The sequence below is a fragment of the uncultured Winogradskyella sp. genome, assembly GCF_937958655.1.
GTDB lineage: Bacteria > Bacteroidota > Bacteroidia > Flavobacteriales > Flavobacteriaceae > Winogradskyella.
On the sequence record NZ_CALGNH010000038.1, the window covers coordinates 33,093 to 54,848 of the forward strand.

Here is a 21,756-nt window from a genome sequence, read left to right on the forward strand (position 1 = left end):
AAGACTAAAATATAAAATCTATTTAACACTCGTTAACCTTAATTATTAGTATTCTATAATTTTTTGTTTCATATTTGATCATAGATACTAACGTTGTAAATATTTAATAATGAAAAAATTAATAATAGTCATAACATTAATTTTCTGTTTTACGACCCTTGTTTTAGAAGCTCAAGGTCTTAAAATAGATCAGAACACTAGCATTAAAAACGTTGAAGGCAAAACTATTGATCTTGATACATTTACCGAGTTAATGACTTCTGGAGAATGGATGATAAGTCCTAAACAGGATAAAGATGGTAAAGCTTACATACAGTTAAGAAAAGCGTCAAAAGAAGAAAAAGAGATGATTATGAAAATGACGAAAGAACAAATTAACGACACTGATATGTTAGGTAAGCCTATCTCTACATTTAACTTAACCGACATTAATGGAAATAAAATAACTTCTGAAAACACAAAAGGCAAAGTTGTTGTTTTTAACTTTTGGTTTACCACCTGTAAACCTTGCATAAGTGAAATCCCAGAATTAAATAGAATACATAAAAAATATAAGGATAATGATTCTATTGTCTTTGCTTCAATAACCTTTAATGAAAAACCTAAGGTTGAAAAATTCTTAAAAAAACATGCTATTAGCTATCCTCTGGTAACAGATGAGAGGGCCATAATTTCTGCTATGGGCATTAGTGCATATCCTACCAATATTGTTATAGGCAAAGACGGCAAAATTGCCGATGCTATCGTCGGTGGATTCCCTAAAATTGGTGAGCACATTGACAGTGCTATAAAAGCGGCTTTAGAGACTAATTAAAAAGAAAAAAACCGTCTAAACTGACTAAGATTTCACTAATTTTTTAGTAATAGATTCTTCACTCTCAGTTTTGATTTTTAATAGATAAACACCTGATTCTAGGGTCTGAGAAAAGTTCTCAAAGTTAGAAATTGATTGAGATTCATAAACGCTTTTACCAGTAATATCATAGATTTCTAACGCTATAATTGGTTTGTCAAAATCTATTGTGACTTTATGCTTGTAGGGATTTGGATAGATTTTTACTTTAGCTTTAGATTGTTCATCCAACGATAAAAGAACAACCAAAAACATTAACTCTGTTGACGAAACGACTGAGCTGAGCGCATCTAATTCTTGTTTTAATAATTCTGCATCACAATTACAGAACAATTCAAATCTTTCGTAGCTCGTTCCTTCATTTACAAGTTCATAGTAACTTACATTATAATCAGAAAATATTTGATTTAAGTCTGCATTATTTGTAGTAACAGTTCCATTATCTTCACCAGTTGCCATTCCGTTAGAATTATCTACAAGACTTAGACTTAAACCGTGATTAAAAAGAGAATCATCTTCTGGATCACTACTTGCAATTAAAATCACGCTATTGTAGTCATTTAATTCTTGTACTAGTGCATTAATATTACAATTTTAGCAGGCACCCATGTGAATAGCACCTTGAAAGTCTTCGTTTGCGGAATAAGCAAAAGCCATTTGGTAATAAACTACATTGTAAGTTTCAAAAATAGTATTTAAACCCTCATCGTTTGATTGGTTACCACAATCAGCGCAACCAGAATCAGCTTCATAACCAGTTGCAGAATCAACTAATACCAACTGAAAACTTTGATACTGAGCATAAGCTTGGGCTGTCAGAAATAAAAAAATAAAAAAAGTGTATAAGTTCTTCATTTAAAATATGTTACACTTCAAAATACGTAAAAATCAAGAAATAACAACACGAGCAAGTTGGATCTAATTACTCAATATAACCCATCTCTCGCATCCAATCGTCATTAAACATTTTACCGACATAACGACTGCCATGATCGTGGAATAAAACCACAACCACATCGTCTGGCCCAAAATGCTCTTTTAACTGTAGCACACCTTTTATGGCTGCACCAGCAGAGTTACCTAAAAACATTCCTTCTTCTTTGGCGAGTCTTTGAGTGTATACAGCAGCATCTTTATCGGTTACTTTGGTAAAACCGTCTATGATAGAAAAATCTACATTTTCCGGAAGAATATCTTCACCGATACCTTCGGTAACGTAAGGGTAAATTTCATTTTCATCAAAAATACCAGTCTCGTGATATTTCTTAAAAACGGACCCATAAGTATCTATGCCCCAAATTTTAATATTAGGATTTTGTTCCTTTAAGTATTTACCAACTCCAGATATAGTACCACCTGTGCCAACACCAACCACAAAATGAGTGACTTTACCATCTGTTTGTTTCCAAATTTCTGGCCCTGTGCTTTTGTAGTGGCCTTTGGCATTACTAGGATTATCGTATTGATTAACATACCAAGAGTTTGGTGTTTCATCACCCAAGCGCTTAGATACGGAATAATAACTGCGAGGATCGTCTGGTTTAACATCTGTAGGGCACACTTCAACTTTGGCACCTAGCGCTTTTAAGACATCTACTTTTTCTTTAGACTGCTTGTCTGTTGTTACAAAAATACATTTATAACCTTTGATGATTGCTGCCAAGGCCAATCCCATTCCTGTATTTCCGGAAGTTCCCTCAATAATTGTTCCTCCTGGCTGCAATCTACCATCAGCTTCGGCATCCTCTACCATCTGTAAAGCCATTCTATCTTTTACGGAATTCCCAGGATTAAATGTTTCGTATTTTGCAAGCACAAGGCATGGTAATTCTTCAACGAGTTTATTCATTTTTACCATTGGTGTATTGCCAATTGTACCTAATATATTTTCTGAGTAATCCATAGTTTTAATTTGCCTTACAAATTTAAGCAAAAGTGATAAGTATAAAGTTATAAGTTCGTTTTGATTTTAATCAAAACGAATAGCCTTAACTGGCGAAATCTTAGAGATGATTATTGAGGGCACTATAAGCATTAAGAAGCAACATATAAAAGTCCCTATGTTTAAAATTAATATATAGTCTAAACTTAAATAAACTGGTACATGAGTAACGTAGTACGTGTCTGGATTTAAAGGAAATAATTTAAAATATTTTTGAACCAATAATAAGCCTAAACCTATGAGGTTTCCCCACAGTAACCCTAAGCCAATTAAATATGACGCATTGTAAAGAAAAACCTTACGTATTGTCCAATTAGAACTTCCCAGTGCTTTTAAAAGGCCTATCATATTAGTCCGTTCTAAAATGAGAACCAAAAGTGCAGTTATCATATTAATACCAGCCACAATAATCATAATTGCAATGATACCATAGGTGTTATTATCAAAAATTTTTATCCATTCAAAAATTGTAGAATATTTTCTATTTACTGCTCGTGTGTTTAAGTGAGATGGAATCTCTCTAAAGACCTGTTCCGTTAGGGTTTCTATAGTATCAAAATCATCTATAAAAATTTCAAAATTTCCTATTTGGTTTGTTTTCCATTTATTGAGGCGCTGAATGTGGCGCAAGTCTACAATACAAAACTTCTCATCTAATTCTTGAAAGCCAGAATTATAAATACCTACAATTTCGTAATTAATTATTCTAGGTATTGTATTTAAATCCTTACCAAAAAGGGTTTGAAATTTATCTCCAACAGCAAACCCTAAGCGCTTTGCTAAGTAACTAGAAATTAAGATTTCCTCGTTACGCTTGCCTGAGAAATCTGGTAATCTACCGTCTATTAAAAACTCTTTAAAGTAGCTCCAATTATAATTTGCACCAACACCTTTAATAATAACACCTTCAAAAGTAGTTTCGGTTCTAATAACAGCAAACTTTGTAGCTACTCCTTGTATATGCTTTATACCAGGTACTGATTTAAATTTTGGATAAAACTCTTGATCTAAACTAATAGGAACTATAGATTCATCTGAGGCATTGGTATCGTAATTCGTAATTTCTATGTGGCCATTAAATGCCACTACTTTTTCTCTAATCTTTTGTTGCAACCCTAAACCTGTAGAGATGGCAATTAACATAACAATAACACCAATAGCAATTGCAGCAATACCAATTTTAATTATTGGTGCCGAAACACTATTTTTATACGCTTTATTACCAATAATGCGTTTAGCTATAAATAACTCAAAATTCAAACCTCTGTTATGTGTTTTAAGGTTTTCAAAAATACAGTTTTATTATTTGTCCTGGTAGTAGTTTCTTGTGCTTCTAAAACAAAAAAAGAAGTATCATTTAATGAAGAAATCCTAAAACAGGCTCCGAGAGCCTCAGCCTCCGTTAAAGATAATAAGAGCATTATTGTTGGTGCCAACAGAACCGAATTATATTTACCCATACTTAAAGATAAACGTGTTGGTGTGGTGGCGAATCAGACTTCGGTAATCTTTAAACAAATTGCTTCTACTTCAGAGAAGTCTCCCAAAAACAATTCATATGTACATTTAGTAGATTCATTATTGAAACTAAACATCAATATAAAAAAAGTATTTTCACCAGAACATGGTTTTAGAGGAAAAGCTGATGCTGGCGAACATGTAAAAGACGGTATTGATTCCAAAACACAATTACCTATTTTTTCGCTTCACGGCAAGCACAAAAAGCCGACTAAAGTACAGTTAGAAGATTTAGATATTATCGTTTTTGACATCCAAGATGTTGGTGTACGCTTCTACACCTATATTTCTACATTACATTATGTAATGGAGGCGTGTGCAGAAAATGACGTTCGGTTACTTATTTTAGACCGTCCAAATCCTAACGGTAATTATGTTGATGGCCCTACTTTAGAAAAAGAACATCAGAGCTTTTTGGGCATGCACCCAATTCCTCTGGTACATGGTATGACTATTGGTGAGTATGCCAAAATGATTAATGGAGAAGCTTGGCTAAACAATGGTATAAAATGCAACATTACAATTATAGAATTACAAAACTATACGCACCAAAGCTCTTATAGTTTACCAATAAGACCTTCACCTAATTTACCCAACGATCAGTCCATTTTACTTTACCCAAGCTTAGGTTTGTTTGAAGGGACTAATATCAATGCAGGGCGAGGAACTGGGTTTCAGTTTCAGCGTTATGGCGCTCCATTTTTAGATAAAAATCATTACAGTTTTAGTTATACTCCTGTTCCTAATTTTGGATCTAAATATCCTAAACACAAGGGTGAAATATGCTATGGTGTAGATTTATCTAAGGTTGAAGCTAATAGAGCTTTTAGCCTAAAATACGTTATTGATGCCTATAAAAATGCCATAGATAAATCTCAGGTGTTTAATACAAAAAACTTTACGACACATGCTGGCACGGCAAAACTTCAAAAACAGATAGAATCTGGACTGAGCGAAGCCAAAATAAAAGCCACCTGGAAAACCGATTTAGACGCTTTTATAAAAACAAGAAAGCGCTATTTGATTTATAATAACTAAACCTATAAAAAATGAAAGTTGCAATAAACTGTTTAATTGTTCTTTTCCTTCTAGCTGGGTGCTCATCAGACGATGACAATAGACCATTATGTTCTGAAATAAACATACAAGATCCTAATGATACTTTTATTGATTGTGAAGCACCACAATCGTTATGTCAATGTGGCTAATTAATTTTAGTTGTTTGCAATTTATTGGGCTCTACTGCCACCACATCTTCTGCTACTAAGGCATCGCTTGGTTTAGGAATTTCGTTTATAATCCTAACCACAAATACTATTCGTTTTGGAGATTGTACCGCTACCAAAACATGCTTGCCTTTAGATAGTTTATTTAAAGGTAATTTAAAAGACGTCGTATCTATAAAAACATCTAGATCTCTTCCATAATCTTTATTAATGGTATAGAGATAGTTTATTTTTTTATTGCTTTCAAGAATAAGTGTATCACCTGTTTTATTTAACTTGTGAATAAGATCTTTGGCTAGAATGTTTCTGTTTTTTTCGAGCTTTGCAAAATGCCCTTGTGCTTTTAGCGTAAAGCTCAATAAGAAAATTAGAATGACAACTAAGAAGATTCGGATTAAGTTTTTCAATTTTGCATACCGTTAGAATTAAACATAAAATGTTTAGCTCAACAGTCATTAATTAATCCGAAACAAACATAAGAGGATTACTATAGTAGTTTATAAAAATCCTATGAACTACATAAATATTAGAGGAAATACATTTTTTTGTTGACAAGGTGTTAATAAAGTTATTTTAACAGCAATTGAAGTAAGCGATCTGGGTAATCGGTGATTATGCCATCTACCTTAAAATCTAACATTTTAAGCATATCGGGTTTAGTATTAACAGTCCAAGGAATAACTTTAAAGCCTAAGGCTTTATAGTTTTTAACTTTTGTAGGCGTTAACAATTTATAGTAAGGACTGATGATTTCTGGTGTAAAGGAAAGTGCTTCTAATCTACTTTTTATAGTCTCATTTTCATCGACCAATAGTGCCACTTCCATTTTGGGTGCTTGTACTTTAATCTCTTCGAGCACTGCGCTATCAAAGGATTGGAGATTAACACGATGCAACATATTACACCTTATAATTTCTGCAAGTACAATATTTACATAGGCTTTTGGATGTGGTGTATAAATTCCATAAGCATACTCTTGCTCGGTTTTTAGTTCTATATTAAACTTTACATTAGAGTTTTTAGCGGTGACTAGTTGAAACACATCGGACAATAGCGGCTTATGCGTTTTAAGCTTTTTTTGCTCTAAAAATCTTAGGTTTTTTTTAGAGCCACAATCAAATGCTTTTATGGCTTCATAAGTCATTTGAAACATATTGTATCGCCTACTATTAAACGTATTTGCTTGTAAAGTATCGTCTAACACACAGATTTCTGAATTAATAAAAGGCTCGTGTGACACTACTACTTTTAAATCTTTAGAAATAACAATATCTAACTCTAAGGTGGTAACACCAAGCTCTATAGCCTTCTCAAATGCAGGCAGAGAATTCTCTGGCATTAAACCTCTACAGCCTCTATGGCCTTGTATATCGATTGTTTTAGTATTGCAACCCATAAGACAACAAACAACAGTTAGGAGTACACTATTTTTCAATATCAGCAGAAAGGGTCGGCTTTTCATAATTTTGAAAAGGTTGCTTTAGTAACTCCTTAATATGACTATTCTTTTGAGCATCTGGAAAAACATCAACACCATAGATTAAATTTTCTCTATCCATGTACATATAAGTACCGAAAAGACGATCCCAGACGCTAAAAATATTACCATAATTAGAATCTGTATAAGGTAATCTGTAATGGTGGTGAATTTTGTGCATATCTGGTGATACAATAAAATAGCTTAAGGTTTTATCTAATGTTTTGGGCAATTTAATATTAGCATGTGTAAATTGCGAAAAGATTAAGGACATAGCCTGATAAAGCATTACTAGAGCTATAGGCGCACCTACAATAAAAACACCAAAGAGTGTAAACGTAAATCTTATTACACTTTCTATCGGGTGATGCCTATTTGCTGTTGTGGTGTCCACATTATGATCTGTATGATGTACTAAATGCACCATCCAAAGTGGCTTTACTTTGTGCTCAACAAAATGTGCTAAGTATGCGCCAAAAAAGTCCAATAAAAACACTCCTAAAAATGCGTATAATACTAGTGGCATTTTGGGTAACCAATTAATAATACCAAAGTTATTCGCCACAACCCAATCTGCAGTACCTAATAACAAAAAGGCTAAAACAAAATTTATGATAACGGTAGTTAGTGTAAAAAATAAATTTGGTAAGGCATGTCGCCATTTTTTATACTTAAACTGAAAAAGAGGCAACCCACTTTCTAGCAACCAAAAAAAGGTTAATCCACCAACAAGTATTAAGCTGCGATGAGACGACGGAATAGTTTCAAAGTAATTAATAAAGTTTTCCAAGATTTTAAGAAATTAGGTTAATAATCTTCCATGCTTTTTTCAAATTTACGGCAGAAACTTTAGATTTCCATTTTTCAGCTTTATCAGGTTCATTTAGAGTAATATAAGAAGAGAAATATAAAAACGCAGCAAAAGATTCATTACGCTCTGCTATACCTTGTTTTTCCATTCTTTTTAATAATCTCAAAACCCTTTTAGGTTTACGATTTATGAGTACTTCTTGAATTTCTAATAAATCGCAACGCTGCAGCAAAGTTTCACTATCCGCTTCACTTTTAGCAAATTCTTTAGCTTCGTTGAGATAAATTTTTGATAAATCTATAATAGCACTACGTACATTCTTTTTAAGATGTATTGCTAAATCTAAATATTTGGACGCCAAATAGTAAGCCGTGTAAAAGGTCTTTTCTTTTTTATAACCTGCAAGTTCATTTTCTATTAATTCTGTATTAATAGCATACCGCTGTATTATCCTAGATATGTTTTGAGGCCCTTCTGTATAAGGATCTATATTGATAATATTACCATTTATATCCATTATCTTTATAGAGTCGTCATTAAACTTATCTATATAAGACTGCGGTCGTTTTCCTTTTATTTTTAAATATAAATCTGCATAGGCCTCTTCTCTCACTATAACTGGCACAAAATAGTCCCAGATAAGTGGGCTTATAACTTCATCGTCAAATAAACTATTAACAACTATGGTTCTGCCTTTACTATCATTTACAAAAACAGAATATTGATAGGTTGTGGCTTCTTCCCAAACCATTAATACCATTTTATTCTGCACTTGTGCTAATCTTTGAGCTATTGTAAGGTCGGTCATCCAATTTTGTGCCAACGCTAGGTTTATAGTGGCGAAAAGAATAAATGCTGTTATGAAGCGGTTTTTCATCTGTGTAATTTTATGCCTTTTTGAGCATCAAAAATTATTCCGAAACGGAATGTTTATATTTTTATTTGGGCTTTCATTGCCTCTACAATGTTATATGCTGCAGGACAAATTGCAACATTTTTGAGTGTTAAATTAGAAATTTGTTGAAATTTTTTACGATCTGTATGCGGAAATTCGCGACAAGCCTTTGGCCTTACGTCATAAATTGAGCAATAATTATCTGCACCTAAAAATGTACAAGGTACGGACTGTAATACATAGTCATTATCTTCATCTAAACGCAGATACGTTTCTATAAATTGCTTTGCTTTCATTCTAAAAAACTTCGCAATGCGCTGTATGTCTTTATCTGTAAATAACGGTCCTGTGGTTTTACAACAATTAGCACATTCTAAACAGTCGGTACGCTCAAACTCTTTATTGTGCAAGTGTTGCATAAGGTAGTCTAGTTGCTTTGGAGGTTTCTTTTTTAGCTTTGCAAAAAACGCCTTGTTTTCCTTATGTTTGTCTTTAGCGAGTTTAGGTAAATTATAGATCTGATCTTGCATGTTATAAAGATAAGTAGAATACAATGTTGAATCAAATTCTGAACCACAAAATTCATCATGAAAGACCTCTTTGGGAAAGCATTACAAGATTACCAAAATGGTAATTATACAGAAGACTTAATTACTTCTACTAATATTTCAGATAAAGATAAACTCCCGCTTCCCTATTTATTTAGAGGATACAATGACATGCCTAAGTTAGAACAAAAAGCATTACAATTATGCCAAGGTTATGTGCTCGATGCAGGTTGCGGAGCTGGCTCACACAGCTTATGGTTACAAAAATGCGGATTACATATTAAAGCCATAGATGTTTCTAAAGGTGCTATTGAAGTGGCCAAATCTAGAGGTGTATTAAACACTGAACAAAAAGCACTGTTAGCGGAAAGTGAAACTTTTGATACCATTCTTTTATTGATGAATGGTACAGGAATTTTTCAGAAATTAGACCAAGTTTCAGACTATTTAAAACACTTAAAATCATTGCTTAAAACCGATGGCCAAATTCTTATAGATTCCTCTGATATTTGCTATATGTATGACTTTGAAGATGAAGACGAAGATGAAGACGAAGTTGAACATGAAGATGAAGTTGAAAAGCTAAACCAATTAAACAACGGCAATTACTACGGTGAACTCGATTATTACCTCAGCTATAAGGGTGAAAACGAATATCCTATGAAATGGCTTTATCTCGATTTTAAAACCTTAAGTAAAGCTTGCCAATCCATTGGTCTTAAATGCGAAAAAGTTATGGATGGTGAGCACTTTGATTTTTTGGCTAAAATCTATGTTTAGTTTTTATTACTCGCAAAGGCGCTAAGACACAAAGTGATTCATAGCTACTATGAGTTGATAATCTCTCTACTAAATCTTTTGCGGCTTGGCGGCTAAGCGAGCGACTCCCGGATCACCACTTCCAAGAAATCTAGAAATCAAACTGATAGGTTGCACCTGCTAATGCCTGAATACCTTGAACAGGGAAATTTAAGTAACGTTGATAATCTTGATTTAAGATATTATTTACTTTAGCAAACACCGATAATTGATCATTTACCTTATAACCTAAATGTGCATTTGCATCAAAATAACTATCCAGAGTTATGGTTTCTGCTGGCACATTTATTAATGTACCAACTATTAAACTTTCATCTTTACGTTCTCCCCTATAAAATGCACTTGCACCAGCATACCAAGATTCAGAGATTTGCACATCCATAAAAATAGACCCAGTAATATCTGGTAAATTCCATGCTTCTGACTCAGTATCGGTGGTGTAATTAAAATAAGCTCCCTTAATCCCTAAGGTGAAATTTCTATTGACGTCTATAGTTAATTCGCCTGCAATTGATAAGGTTTTTACATCATCATAAACAATTCCAAAAGAGTTACCAAATTGGTAATCTCTTGTAGCATCTGTTCTTGCAGCATTAGCCTTATATAACGCTTTGGCTTGCTCTGCAAAGTAATTACCCTTTACATTATAACTTACATTATTAGATAATTTTCCTTTTAATCCTAAGAAACCATTATAACGTTGATCTGTTGGTGTAATTAACAACGTTGGGGAAACAAACGGATTTTCGTTAGCAAATTGATCGTATGAATTTTGCTCTAGCTGCCCTGTAATACCACCATAGGCAATTAAAATTTCGTCTACTAAACGGTAAGAGGCTTCAATATTTGGATAGATAAAGAATCTATTATCACTTAATTCCGTATCATTAAGATAAACAAGTCTTACTCCTAAGTTTACGGTTAAATCATCTTGCCTAAGCTCGTAAGAGGGGGATAAACCAAACGTAACATTACCATAATTAATAGCCTCATCCGAGAAATAACTGTTGTTAAAACTACCTCCAATATAATCTATGTAAAATTCTGTGGTAATCTCTTCTCCCTGCAGTGGTATATTAAGCCCTGCCTTGGCTACAAAACGGTTTTCCGCAGAATCTCGGCTATCTCCAAAACGTGTAAAACGCACACTTCCATCTTTTATAATAGCATCATCAAAATTTAATTTACCACCAAGGTAAAAACTATTAAAGGTATGGCTTGGATCTATTCTATTTGCTTCAGCCTGGCCAAAAAAGTTTTGAGGCAAACCATACCACTTATAGGTTTGCAATTCGTAACCACCATCAATCTTCCATGAAAAATCGCGTAACTTTTGAGAGTAATGTGCATTTAAGTGTGTTCTCGAAAAATCATCATCTAAAAGTAAGTTATCGATACCACCTTGTGATGAATGATGACTAAAATAGCCTCCAACATTTTCGGTGCTGCTTAATGCATGATTAAGATATACTTCACCTAATATAGTGGTGTAAGATCCTACACCTAAAGAGGCGTAGTTATCAAACAATTTAACAGGTTTTGCTTTATCTACATTGGCCGCTTTACCCTTGGCTGGTGTAAATGTAGATGCTACAGGAATAGAGAAGATATTATACTTTACGTCTTTTTTCTTTACCGTATTAGAATCATTTAGCCGAGGTGTATCTTTTATTTTGAAAGCATCTGAAATTGTGGGCGTATAAGGTTTTACAACATTAACGACTTGGTCGTCTATAGTATCCTTAGTGCGCTCTTGGGCATAAGTCAATGAAAAAGTACTTGATATGGTGATTATAGAAATTAAAAACTTGATGTTCATATGTGATGTTTTGATTTCACTTCAACTTGGCTTCGACATGCTCAGCCTGACAATTTTATCACTATCTTTAGTTGCCGTCTGTTTCGATTGATGAATTTGTTTTTGCTTGTTCGCTTTTTATTTTATTGAGTTCTGTTTGAGCTTCTAGTACCACATCATCAAATTCTGAAAAATTAGAAATAACACTCTCTAAAATATAATTAGCCTGAAAGGCATCACCTAAAGCATAGAAATTTTTTGCCATAACCACCAAACCTTTAGCGCTGTAATATTTATAACTGCTGTAGTCTTTTGCTAAGCGTTGAATTGTTGTGTTAGAAGCCTGATACTTCCCTTCCTTATTCTTAAAATAGGCGTTGTAATACAACGCTTCCGCAGCGACACTGCCTGTTGCAATTTGTTCAACATCAGCATAAGCAACTTTAGCTTTGGCCTCATTACCTGTTTTTATTGCAGAGCGCGCTATTATAATTTTAGCATCACTTTTTACTTTAGTATCTAAATTAGAGCTGCCCAATACACTTTCTGCATAAGCTTCTGCTTGGCTATAATCTTCAGTTTGGTAATAGGCATTCATTAAATTAGATCTTGCATATAAAACGTTCTGTGGATAATCAGCTTCATTTTCTAGCCTTTTTAAGGCTGGTATAGCTTTGGACCAGTCAGCGTTATTTAAATATATTTCGCATAGCTTAACATTTGCCTGTTCGGTATATTCGCTTTTAGAAGCTTCTGTAACAATTTTATAATGCGGTAGCGCATTCTCAAACAAGTCTTTTTTGTAATATAATTGTGCTAAATAAAAATGAGATTTTAAGGCATGTATTCCGTTTGGAAATTGATTGAGATACTTATTAAACTGCTTAATAGCATTATCCGTATCGTTATCTAAATATGGTTTTTCGGCTGCTAAATACATGGTATTATCTAACTCTACATCTGTGACCTCAACATAATCTAACGATTGTACCCAAGCGGCATAGTCATCTACACGACCAAGATCTATATAAATTAACCGTGCTGTAGAAACGGCTTGTACTGCCTCACCAGAGCCAGGAAAGTCTTTAGCCACTTTTTTAAATTTGGTTAAAGCCCGTTCATTATCATTAGTATTATAATACACCAAACCTTGACGCAACAATGCTTTAGATGTAAAAGCACTACGTTTATATTCAGAATTTAAACGATCATACATTTGCATGGCTTGGTCTGTGTTACCAGATTTAACATAAGAATTTGCTAATTCGTACATGGCATCATCTCTTAAGGCTGAGTTTGGATAACCCGCTATAAATGTATTGAGCTCAGATATTTTAGTTGCACCCTTTCCTAAATACCCTTGGCTCATCGCTTTTTGAAAAGCTGCATAATCCGTTTCGATCTCATTTAACCGAATGGCTTTATCGTAGGCGTTAATAGCGCTCTGATAGTTACTAGATACAAAATAACCATCTGCTAATCTTAAATAAGCATCGTTAAGGCGCAGTTTATCCGTATTATTTTGATCTATAAACTTCTCAAAATACTTAGTGGCATTATTGTAATCCTTTAACTTAAAGTAGGTATATGCTAAATTGTAATTTAAATTTTTATTAGAGACAAGACTTGTAGCTGCCTCCATACCAGCAAACTGCTTAAACCCAATTAAAGCGTCATTGTAATTGGTTAAATTATATTCTGTTTCTGCTTTCCAAAAGGTAGCCCTTGCCACAAAGACAGAGTCTCTAGGCTCTTTTAATGAGCTATTAAACAACGCTAAGGCCTCGTTATATTTAGTTTCGTTATAGAGTTCTATCCCTCTAAAAAAAGCCACTTTTTGGTAAGCCACTTTATTCTCAAAACTAGTTTTTCCTTTTAAAAGTTCTAAGGCTTCCTTGTAGTTTTTAGACGTTATGTAAGAGTCTATTAGCAGTGTTTCTATTTCTTCCCTATAGCTAGTGTCTGGATATTGATCTAAATAACCCGCTAACACTTGTGGTACGGACTGATATGGATTACCTATTTCGTAACTAATCTTAGCATAATTTAACCATGCGTCTTCACGGATTTTTAAGTCGTAATCCATCTCAGAAGCATTTCTAAAAGCATTAAGCGCTTCTTGCTTTTTATCTAGATTGATATAGCTCTCTCCCAAATGATAGTAGGCGTTTTGTGCTACAGAATTATTACCATCTATAATTTTATTGAATTCGGAAATTGCCGATTCAAAATCTTTTTGTTTGTAATAGGTATAACCTAATTGGTAATAATCTGTATTATTCCACTTGCCTCGTTTTCCTTTATAAGCCTTTAAATACGGTAATGCTTCGGTATATTGCTCTAAGTTAAAATAGCTTTCGCCTATAATTTTATTTAATTCAGAAGCTTCATCACCGGTTACTTTTGGCAATTGTTCTTTGGCTAGCTGTATGGCTTTTTCAAACTTACCCAATTTAAAATTGAGGTCTGCTTGGTAGTAAGATAGCTTTTCTTTGTACTTTTCGTTATCACTAACCTGATTAAAATAGGTATTAGCAGTATCGTAGTCATCACCTTCATACGCCATATAACCAATATAATATTTGGCTTGCGATCCATACTCCTTGGAATCTATGACTCGGTTTAAGTATTTAGTGGCTTGTGTTTTACTTTTAGTAGCATATAGACTATATCCATAATTAAAATTGAAACGATCGCGCTCAGTACGTGCAATACTAAACTCATCTACTTTTTGATACCACTTACGAGAATAGGTATAGTTTGAGTTTTCAAAATGATAATCTGCAACGTCTAAAAATGCGGTGTTTCTTTTTGTACTAGTTGGATAATCTTCTACAAAAGCCTCTATTAAATCGTCAGCATTATTTTGGTTTAACCGCACTGCGCAATTGGCGATGTAGTAGGAACAATCAGATTTTATAACGGCATCAGTGGTATTGTACTTTATATCATCAAAGAGTGATTGCGCTGCCTTGTATTGTTTATTATTATAGAGGGTTAATGCTTTTTGATAATCTTTAAGATCACTCGTATAAATTGCTGATTTTTGCCCAAAACCTAATAAGGAAAACACAATAAAAACGATGATGAGTTGTTTTTTATAAAGTAGCATTAGCGTCGTTTTTTTGATTATTTATGTATTGTAAATTCAAATATAATTTAATACACAGTCTATAACGTTAGATTTTATTCTTAATTATAAACAACCCTTTATAATTTAGTGCCGATGTACAAAGTAGCATTTGGGTTTAAAAATTTTACGCCATACATTTACAACTACAATTTTAGATCTCAACTATGTCCGAAACCATTTTAAAACTCAAAGATGCCACTATTTACCAAGGAGATAGCATGGTACTTTCTAACGTTAATTTAGAAATGCAAAAGGGTGAATTTGTCTATCTAATCGGTAAAACCGGGAGTGGAAAAAGTAGTTTTATGAAAACACTTTACGGAGATTTAGAACTAACTGAGGGAGAAGGTAGTGTTGTAGATTTTAATTTAAGAACCATGAAAGAAAAAGACATTCCCTTTTTAAGACGAAAATTGGGTGTTGTTTTTCAGGATTTTAAATTATTGCCAGACCGAACTATACATGGCAATCTAGAATTTGTACTTAAAGCTACAGGCTGGAAAGAAAAATCCAAAATTAAAGAACGTATTGAAGCGGTCCTCGATAAGGTGTCTATGAAAACCAAGGGATTTAAGTTTCCGCACGAATTGTCTGGTGGCGAGCAGCAGCGCATAGCCATTGCACGTGCGTTGTTAAATGAACCCGAATTAATATTAGCCGATGAACCCACTGGGAATTTAGACCCACAAACCAGCATAGAGGTTATGGAAGTATTACAAGACATTAACAAAAACGGTAATACTATTTTAATGGCTACTCACGATTATGCTTTACTTTTAAAGTATCCTAGTAAAACTTTAAAATGTGACGAAAACAAAGTGTTTGAAGTGGTACAGCGTAAAAGTTAATATACGTTGAAACGGACTAATTATGCCTAAAGATCTATATGCTTTCTATACTCATCCCTATATATAATTTTGAAATAAGCCATCTTGTAAGTGATCTTAACGCATTTGCAAATCAGACACGTTTTAATATTGAAATTATATGTTTAGAAGATGGATCTACCTTATTCCTAGAAGAAAACAGCTCGGTTTGTAAGTCATTAAACCACGTAACACACCTTATTTCTAAAACAAATAATGGCCGTATAACATCTCGTAAGCACCTTGCTAAAAGTGCAACATACGATTGGTTATTGTTTTTAGATGCTGACGTAGAGATTTCTAATAAAGATTTTATAAAAGACTATGCTGATTTCTTTAATAGTGCATATGAAGCCGTTTATGGTGGTTGTATTTATGATACGTTTAAACCAAAACCGTCACAACTATTAAGATGGAAATACGGGAGAAATTTTGAAGAAGTTTCATCTAGTATAAGAAACAAAAATCCTTACAAATATATTGTTTCCGCAAATTTTTTAATTAAAAAGGACACCTTTAACAAGATTACCAATCAAATAAAAACAGATGGTTATGGTTACGACCTTTTTATTGGTCAATTGTTAATGCACAATAAAACCAAGATTCTTCATATAGACAATGCAGTAATTCACAAAGGACTTGATGATAATGATGTGTTTTTAAACAAAATTGAACTTTCGGTTAACACCTTATTTAGTTTATACAAAGACAATAAAACAGTGGATGCTAATAGTACACTGCTTAAAACGTTTAAAAAAATTAGTAGTTATGGTTTAAAACCTGTTGTAAACATAATTTTTAAAGTGTTTAGAGGTGTATTGAAAAAGCAATTGTTGAGCAGCAACCCTAATATGACACTATTACAATTTTATAAATTGGGCTACCTTTGTCACTTAAGCACAGTGAGGACATGAGGCTATTTTTTTCGGTAGTAATTACAGTTTACAATAAAGCAGACTTTATTGAAAGCACCATTAAAAGTGTCTTAAATCAAACTTATAAAAATTTTGAAATTATAGTCATTAATGATGGCTCTACAGACCGTAGCGAAGCCATTATTAAAACACATAATGATACTCGACTTAAATTAATTACCACGGAAAACAAAGGAGCATCACATGCACGAAATCTTGGAATACAAAATGCTAACTATGATTATATAGCACTTTTAGATGGTGATGACTTATGGGATAAATCCTATCTTAAAGTTTTTTGTGAAGCTATAAAAACCTTCCCTGAGCAACATATTTTTGCCTGTGCAGCTTCTCACAAATATGGTAATAAACTAATCCCTGTTAAATACAGTTTTGAACAAAGTGAGTGCTTTAAGCTCCATAATTATTTTGAAGCTAGTAAAAAACATACCATTATTACAAGTTCTAGTGTGGTTTTTCATGCCTCAATTTTAGAACAAACGGGTTTATTTGATCCAACAATAGTTTCTGGACAAGACACTGACATGTGGATACGTTTTGGTTTGTTTGCTTCTATTGTTTTCATAAACAAAAAGTTAGCCATCTACAACCATAATCCATATAGTCTATCTAACACTACTTTTGAGTTAAAGCATAAATCTAAATTTAACAAATACATAAATTTTGAAAAAGAAAACGCACCATTAAAGGCCTTTTTAGACCGCAACCGTTATTCTATGGCAATTCTTAGCAAAATTGTAGAAGACCCTAAAAGTTTTCAATATTACAATACTCATATAAACTACAACAATTTAGACTCCAAACAACGCTTTTTAATTAAAAGTCCAAGATGGCTTTTACGCATTTTAATTAAGTTAAAATCGCTTAAAAAACAAAAGCTTTATTATCCTAATCGCTAATTTTTAAAATCGCTATAGTTTCTAATATATTCTTGTTCATTATAATTAGTTGAAGCTAATACCAAGCAGACCGCACCAGAAGAAAAATTATCTATTTCTCTCCATATATGTATCGGTATATATAAACCCTGATTGGGTTTGTTAAGCACTATTCTTCTTTTAGAAATTCCATCATCCACAATAACCTCAAAACTTCCACTAAGTGCTATTATTACGGACTCTTGCTCCTTATGAGCATGGCCACCTCTATAACTGTCGCTAGGCACATCGTACAAATAATAAACACGCTTTATTGAAAATGGAATTGTGTCCTTTTCTATAACTGCCAAAGCACCACGTTCATCATGAACCTTAGGTATTTCTAAAAGCTTTACATTATCAATTGTACTCATTCTGTTACTTTAAGAGGTTTTGCCATTGCAGTGCAATAACATCTTTATGAAATTTCTCAACACTTAACTTGGAATTTGATTTACAATGTAAGTATAATTTTTTATCCGCTACCATTCTATTTAAAGCGGTTGTAAAAGCTTGTTGGTTGTAGTTTTCTACCAATAGACCATTGTACTCATCTATAACTATTTCACTTGGTCCAGATTTACAATTTACAGATACCACAGGTGTTCCTAAAGCTAAAGACTCTATTAAAACTCTGGGGAAACCTTCGTACCTGCTGGTTAGCACCGTAACATAGGCTTTACTAACAATTAAACTGGTCTGTGTTTTAAATCCTAAAAAATCAACGTAGGATGCCACATCTAATTCATTAACGTAATCTTCTAACAGTGCTCTATCCTTACCTTCTCCTAATATTTTTAATCTAAAGTTGGCCTCTATAAGATTAGATTCAGAAAATGATTTTAGAAGTAACTTAATATTTTTTACATCATCGTCTAAACGACCATAAAAGAGAATATAATTTTCTGCTTCATCCGCTTTAGAACCATCAGCAATTAAATTATTATCGATAGGGTTATGGATTACAGCTAAATTTTTAAAATTATAAGTTGCTTTTAACTTATTAGAAATTTCCTTAGATACCGCAATGATTTTATATGCGTTTCTATATAACAATTTGGCAAAAAACTGCTTAGAATTAATATAAACCTGTGTATTATAACTCCTAACACAATAAATAACTTTACACGATTTATAGATATATTTTGAAATCAAATACTCATTAAAGAGTCCTTTTCTTGGGCGACTATCTATAATATAATCAAAGCTATTAGCTTTAATATAATTTTTAAACACTAAAAATCGTTTAATCTTGTTTAAAAGCGATTTTTGCTCAGATTTTAATTTCCCTAAATTGAGAAGCTGTCCCTTAAAGTTATAATCTATTCGATCTAAAATTGTTATTATGTGAACATCGTAACGAAAGTCAATTAGCATTTCTGAAAGCAACGCCGATGATTTTTCTGCACCACCACCACCAAGTGAAGCCACAACAATACATACTTTTTTTACCTTGATTTTTGTCATTAACAGCTATCTTTGAAACAAATGTAAGGATATAAATAAAACCTTTTGGTTTTAAATAAATGACCGTTAGATTGTAAAATACATTTTAAAACAACCACATTTACTACAGCATGAAAATCTTACTCGTTGGTGAATATAGTAGACTTCATAATTCGCTTAAAGAAGGATTAGAACACCTAAAACATGAAGTTACAATTGTAGCAGCTTATGATGGCTTTAAAAAATACGATGTTGATATTCTTATTAAAAAAAGATATCAAATAGGTTTAAAACGAAAGCTCAAAAATTTCATATTTAGAATTGGAGGTATAGATCTTGAGTCTATCAATGTAAGGCTACAAATAAAAAGGCTGCAAAGTAGATTAACCAATTACGATGTTGTTCAATTTATAAATGAAACTTCATTTGGTTGCACTGCCTCTATGGAAAAGGACATATTTGATTTAATTTCTAATTGGAACAATAATAATATTTATTTACTTTCCTGTGGTACAGATCACATAAGTGTGAAATTTGCTTATGATGAAAAATTAAGATATTCTATTCTAACGCCATATAAAAACGGCAGTGATATTAAAGGTTTAAGCACCTATGGCTTAAAGTATTTAAAGCCAGAATTTAGAATGTTACATAAGCACGTTTATGCGAATATAAAAGGTGTTATAGCATCAGATTTAGATTATCATTTACCGCTCATGAACCATGATAAGTACTTAGGCTTAATACCTAATCCAATCAATACGGATAAGATGAAATTTACAAATCTTAAGATTGAAAACAAGATTATTATATTTCATGGTATTAATGATAGTAATTATTACAAGAAAGGAAATAATCATTTTGATGAAGCTCTAAGTTTGATTGAGAAAAAATATGCAAACAAAATAGAAGTGATTACCGTTAGAAGTTTACCTTATAAAGACTATATAAAATCCTATGGTGAAGCGCATATATTTCTAGATCAAGTATATGCCTACGACCAAGGCTATAATGCCTTAGAAGCCATGGCCAAAGGTAAAGTTGTATTTACAGGTGCTGAAAAAGAATGGTTAGATTATTATAATATTAAGGAAGATACTGTAGCAATAAATGCCTTACCTGATGCTAATAAAATTGCTAAGAAAATAGCATGGCTTATTGAAAACCCTTCTAAAATTATAGAAATATCAAACAATGCTAGACAATTTATAGAAGCACATCATAACTATATAAACGTTGCCCAACACTATCTTAAAACGTGGCATACAAAGAAATAATTTAGCGATTTGGTTGTAAGGGTGTTTTTCTATAATATTCTCTAACCACAAAAATTACAATTATAAAATAGATTATATAGCGCACCAAATGTGCCATAACAACCCCTTCTGTACCATAAAGTGGAATGAATAGCTTCGTAAGGACATAAAACAATATTAAAGATATTATTTCTGTAATAACAAAGCTTTTAACAAGCCGTTTTGCCAAAAACTGATGGGATAAAACCAGGGCACATAATCGGATAAAATCACCAACCAACTGCCATTTAAAAAGAGGTTCCATACCTAAGAAATTAGGATATATTATATCTATTATTAAATTTCTAAAAATGTAAACAAGCAACATTCCAATTCCAAAAATTGGAAGAATTGTTTTATAAATATTGATTACCTCGTTCTTAAAATCAGTTTGATTGTTGATATTAGCAAATTTTGGTATTACATACAGCGTAAATAAACCTGTAGCAAACACCATGTAATTTTTTGAAATAAACGTAACTGCAGTCCAATAACCTGCGTCTTCCACGCTTATTGAATTGGTTACGGTAGTCCTAATGTTTATTTCTACATAACTTAAGAGAAAAGAGGATACAAAAGACATAAGCGTGAATGCAAGGAGCTTGTTCTTGTATGTAAGCACAAAGTTTAATTGCTTTAAATTTACATGAGACTTAAGCGTTTTTCCAAAAACAAACACCAGCACTAACACCTGTATTACAGGTGCTAAAGCAATTGCGATTAAAACACCATCAAGCTTAGAAGTATAAAGTCCAATTAAAATAGCTATAGTTGCTAGAAGGTAGCTAATCAGTTCAATTTTTGCATATTTTTTATAATCCGAAAGCCCATTAACAACACCCGAAACCGCTCTATTTATGCCTATAAAAGGAATTATAACAGCTAATAACTTAAAGAGATAACTATAATCTTCTGAATTAAATAAGTAATCTGAAAAAAATTGTGAACCAAAAAATAGAATTATTGCAGAAACTAAACCTCCAACAAAAATAAAAACAGATACTGTTGAAAATAATTTAGCTAACTCTGGCTTATCCTTTTTTTGCTCAGCTACATACTTAACAATACCGTTAAAAGTACCCAAAGTAGATGTACTGGTTAGCATTACCAATACGTTTCTTAACTGACCAATGCTTGCAATACCAGCTTCCCCAACGGTAACAGCCAATAAACGCTGTATAAATACCGAAACTATAAGCCTAATGGTTATAACAACAGCGTTTAAAGATGTAATCTTTAAAACAATATTATTTTTAATAAACTTAGGTAGCTTCACT

Annotated in this window: 22 protein-coding genes; 8 read left to right on the top strand and 14 right to left on the bottom strand. The window is 32.7% G+C overall.

Annotation, left to right across the window (positions count from 1 at the left end; translation table 11 throughout):
* Positions 1–109: 109 nt before the first annotated feature.
* A complete protein-coding gene (locus tag Q0800_RS08430) occupies positions 110–814 on the top strand; it encodes a TlpA disulfide reductase family protein (protein ID WP_299128885.1) in 705 nt (234 codons plus the stop codon).
* Between the two features lie 24 nt (positions 815–838).
* Here Q0800_RS08430 and Q0800_RS08435 read toward each other — a convergent pair whose 3' ends face one another.
* The 4 genes from Q0800_RS08435 to Q0800_RS08450 form a co-directional block, all read right to left on the bottom strand.
* On the bottom strand, positions 839–1,399 hold the full coding sequence (locus Q0800_RS08435; protein ID WP_299128886.1) for a T9SS type A sorting domain-containing protein: 561 nt from the start codon (positions 1,397–1,399) through the stop codon (positions 839–841).
* Between the two features lie 48 nt (positions 1,400–1,447).
* A complete protein-coding gene (locus tag Q0800_RS08440) occupies positions 1,448–1,708 on the bottom strand; it encodes a hypothetical protein (protein ID WP_299128887.1) in 261 nt (86 codons plus the stop codon).
* A gap of 67 nt (positions 1,709–1,775) precedes the next feature.
* Entirely contained in the window at positions 1,776–2,756 is a 981-nt protein-coding gene (locus Q0800_RS08445) for a cysteine synthase family protein (RefSeq protein ID WP_299128888.1), read from the bottom strand.
* A 66-nt stretch (positions 2,757–2,822) separates the two neighbouring features.
* Positions 2,823–4,055 carry an FtsX-like permease family protein gene (locus Q0800_RS08450; protein ID WP_299128890.1) on the bottom strand — a complete coding sequence of 411 codons (1,233 nt, stop codon included), beginning with the start codon at positions 4,053–4,055 and terminating at the stop codon, positions 2,823–2,825.
* Between the two features lie 9 nt (positions 4,056–4,064).
* On the opposite strand from Q0800_RS08450, the gene Q0800_RS08455 reads away from it, so the two are divergent.
* The gene (locus Q0800_RS08455; RefSeq protein ID WP_299128892.1) at positions 4,065–5,351 is read left to right on the top strand and encodes a DUF1343 domain-containing protein; all 1,287 of its coding nucleotides are present in this window, start codon (positions 4,065–4,067) and stop codon (positions 5,349–5,351) included.
* Between the two features lie 11 nt (positions 5,352–5,362).
* Positions 5,363–5,521 (top strand): hypothetical protein, encoded by a 159-nt coding sequence (locus Q0800_RS08460; protein ID WP_299128894.1) that lies wholly within the window; start codon positions 5,363–5,365, stop codon positions 5,519–5,521.
* On the opposite strand, the gene Q0800_RS08465 is transcribed toward Q0800_RS08460, so the two are convergent.
* From Q0800_RS08465 to Q0800_RS08485, 5 genes are all read right to left on the bottom strand, one after another.
* Positions 5,518–5,898: a hypothetical protein gene (locus Q0800_RS08465; RefSeq protein WP_299128896.1), complete on the bottom strand. Its 381-nt coding sequence runs from the start codon at positions 5,896–5,898 to the stop codon at positions 5,518–5,520. The genes Q0800_RS08460 and Q0800_RS08465 overlap by 4 nt on opposite strands.
* A 209-nt stretch (positions 5,899–6,107) precedes the next feature.
* Positions 6,108–6,935, bottom strand: a complete 828-nt coding sequence (locus Q0800_RS08470; protein ID WP_299128898.1) for a glycerophosphodiester phosphodiesterase family protein — start codon at positions 6,933–6,935, stop codon at positions 6,108–6,110.
* Positions 6,936–6,963: 28 nt separating this feature from the next.
* The gene (locus tag Q0800_RS08475; RefSeq protein WP_299128900.1) at positions 6,964–7,806 is read right to left on the bottom strand and encodes a sterol desaturase family protein; all 843 of its coding nucleotides are present in this window, start codon (positions 7,804–7,806) and stop codon (positions 6,964–6,966) included.
* A gap of 4 nt (positions 7,807–7,810) precedes the next feature.
* The gene (locus Q0800_RS08480; RefSeq protein ID WP_299128902.1) at positions 7,811–8,704 is read right to left on the bottom strand and encodes a hypothetical protein; all 894 of its coding nucleotides are present in this window, start codon (positions 8,702–8,704) and stop codon (positions 7,811–7,813) included.
* A 53-nt stretch (positions 8,705–8,757) separates the two neighbouring features.
* Positions 8,758–9,252: a YkgJ family cysteine cluster protein gene (locus Q0800_RS08485; RefSeq protein WP_299128904.1), complete on the bottom strand. Its 495-nt coding sequence runs from the start codon at positions 9,250–9,252 to the stop codon at positions 8,758–8,760.
* 57 nt (positions 9,253–9,309) lie between these two features.
* Between Q0800_RS08485 and Q0800_RS08490 the strand changes: the two genes are divergently transcribed.
* Positions 9,310–10,050, top strand: a complete 741-nt coding sequence (locus tag Q0800_RS08490; protein ID WP_299128905.1) for a methyltransferase domain-containing protein — start codon at positions 9,310–9,312, stop codon at positions 10,048–10,050.
* A 130-nt stretch (positions 10,051–10,180) separates the two neighbouring features.
* Here Q0800_RS08490 and Q0800_RS08495 read toward each other — a convergent pair whose 3' ends face one another.
* Together Q0800_RS08495 and Q0800_RS08500 are read right to left on the bottom strand one after the other, a co-directional pair.
* A complete protein-coding gene (locus Q0800_RS08495; RefSeq protein WP_299128906.1) occupies positions 10,181–11,908 on the bottom strand; it encodes a TonB-dependent receptor in 1,728 nt (575 codons plus the stop codon).
* Positions 11,909–11,975: 67 nt separating this feature from the next.
* Positions 11,976–14,999 carry a tetratricopeptide repeat protein gene (locus Q0800_RS08500; protein ID WP_299128907.1) on the bottom strand — a complete coding sequence of 1,008 codons (3,024 nt, stop codon included), beginning with the start codon at positions 14,997–14,999 and terminating at the stop codon, positions 11,976–11,978.
* 185 nt (positions 15,000–15,184) lie between these two features.
* Here Q0800_RS08500 and Q0800_RS08505 point away from each other — a divergent pair, with 185 nt between their 5' ends.
* Genes Q0800_RS08505 through Q0800_RS08515 form a run of 3 tightly spaced genes read left to right on the top strand, consistent with a single transcriptional unit; the run spans position 15,185 to position 17,720 of the window.
* The gene (locus Q0800_RS08505; protein ID WP_299128908.1) at positions 15,185–15,868 is read left to right on the top strand and encodes an ATP-binding cassette domain-containing protein; all 684 of its coding nucleotides are present in this window, start codon (positions 15,185–15,187) and stop codon (positions 15,866–15,868) included.
* Between the two features lie 38 nt (positions 15,869–15,906).
* Complete coding sequence (locus tag Q0800_RS08510) at positions 15,907–16,800, top strand: glycosyltransferase family 2 protein (RefSeq protein ID WP_299128909.1); 894 nt, start codon at positions 15,907–15,909, stop codon at positions 16,798–16,800.
* Complete coding sequence (locus tag Q0800_RS08515; protein WP_299128910.1) at positions 16,797–17,720, top strand: glycosyltransferase family 2 protein; 924 nt, start codon at positions 16,797–16,799, stop codon at positions 17,718–17,720. The genes Q0800_RS08510 and Q0800_RS08515 overlap by 4 nt, the downstream gene beginning before the upstream one ends.
* Here Q0800_RS08515 and Q0800_RS08520 read toward each other — a convergent pair.
* The gene (locus Q0800_RS08520; protein WP_299128911.1) at positions 17,717–18,112 is read right to left on the bottom strand and encodes an FdtA/QdtA family cupin domain-containing protein; all 396 of its coding nucleotides are present in this window, start codon (positions 18,110–18,112) and stop codon (positions 17,717–17,719) included. The genes Q0800_RS08515 and Q0800_RS08520 overlap by 4 nt on opposite strands.
* A gap of 4 nt (positions 18,113–18,116) precedes the next feature.
* Positions 18,117–19,205 (bottom strand): glycosyltransferase, encoded by a 1,089-nt coding sequence (locus tag Q0800_RS08525; RefSeq protein WP_299128912.1) that lies wholly within the window; start codon positions 19,203–19,205, stop codon positions 18,117–18,119.
* A gap of 110 nt (positions 19,206–19,315) precedes the next feature.
* Between Q0800_RS08525 and Q0800_RS08530 the strand changes: the two genes are divergently transcribed.
* On the top strand, positions 19,316–20,461 hold the full coding sequence (locus Q0800_RS08530; protein ID WP_299128913.1) for a glycosyltransferase: 1,146 nt from the start codon (positions 19,316–19,318) through the stop codon (positions 20,459–20,461).
* A 1-nt stretch (position 20,462) separates the two neighbouring features.
* On the opposite strand, the gene Q0800_RS08535 is transcribed toward Q0800_RS08530, so the two are convergent.
* Positions 20,463–21,755, bottom strand: a complete 1,293-nt coding sequence (locus Q0800_RS08535; RefSeq protein WP_299128914.1) for an O-antigen translocase — start codon at positions 21,753–21,755, stop codon at positions 20,463–20,465.
* Position 21,756 lies beyond the last annotated feature (1 nt).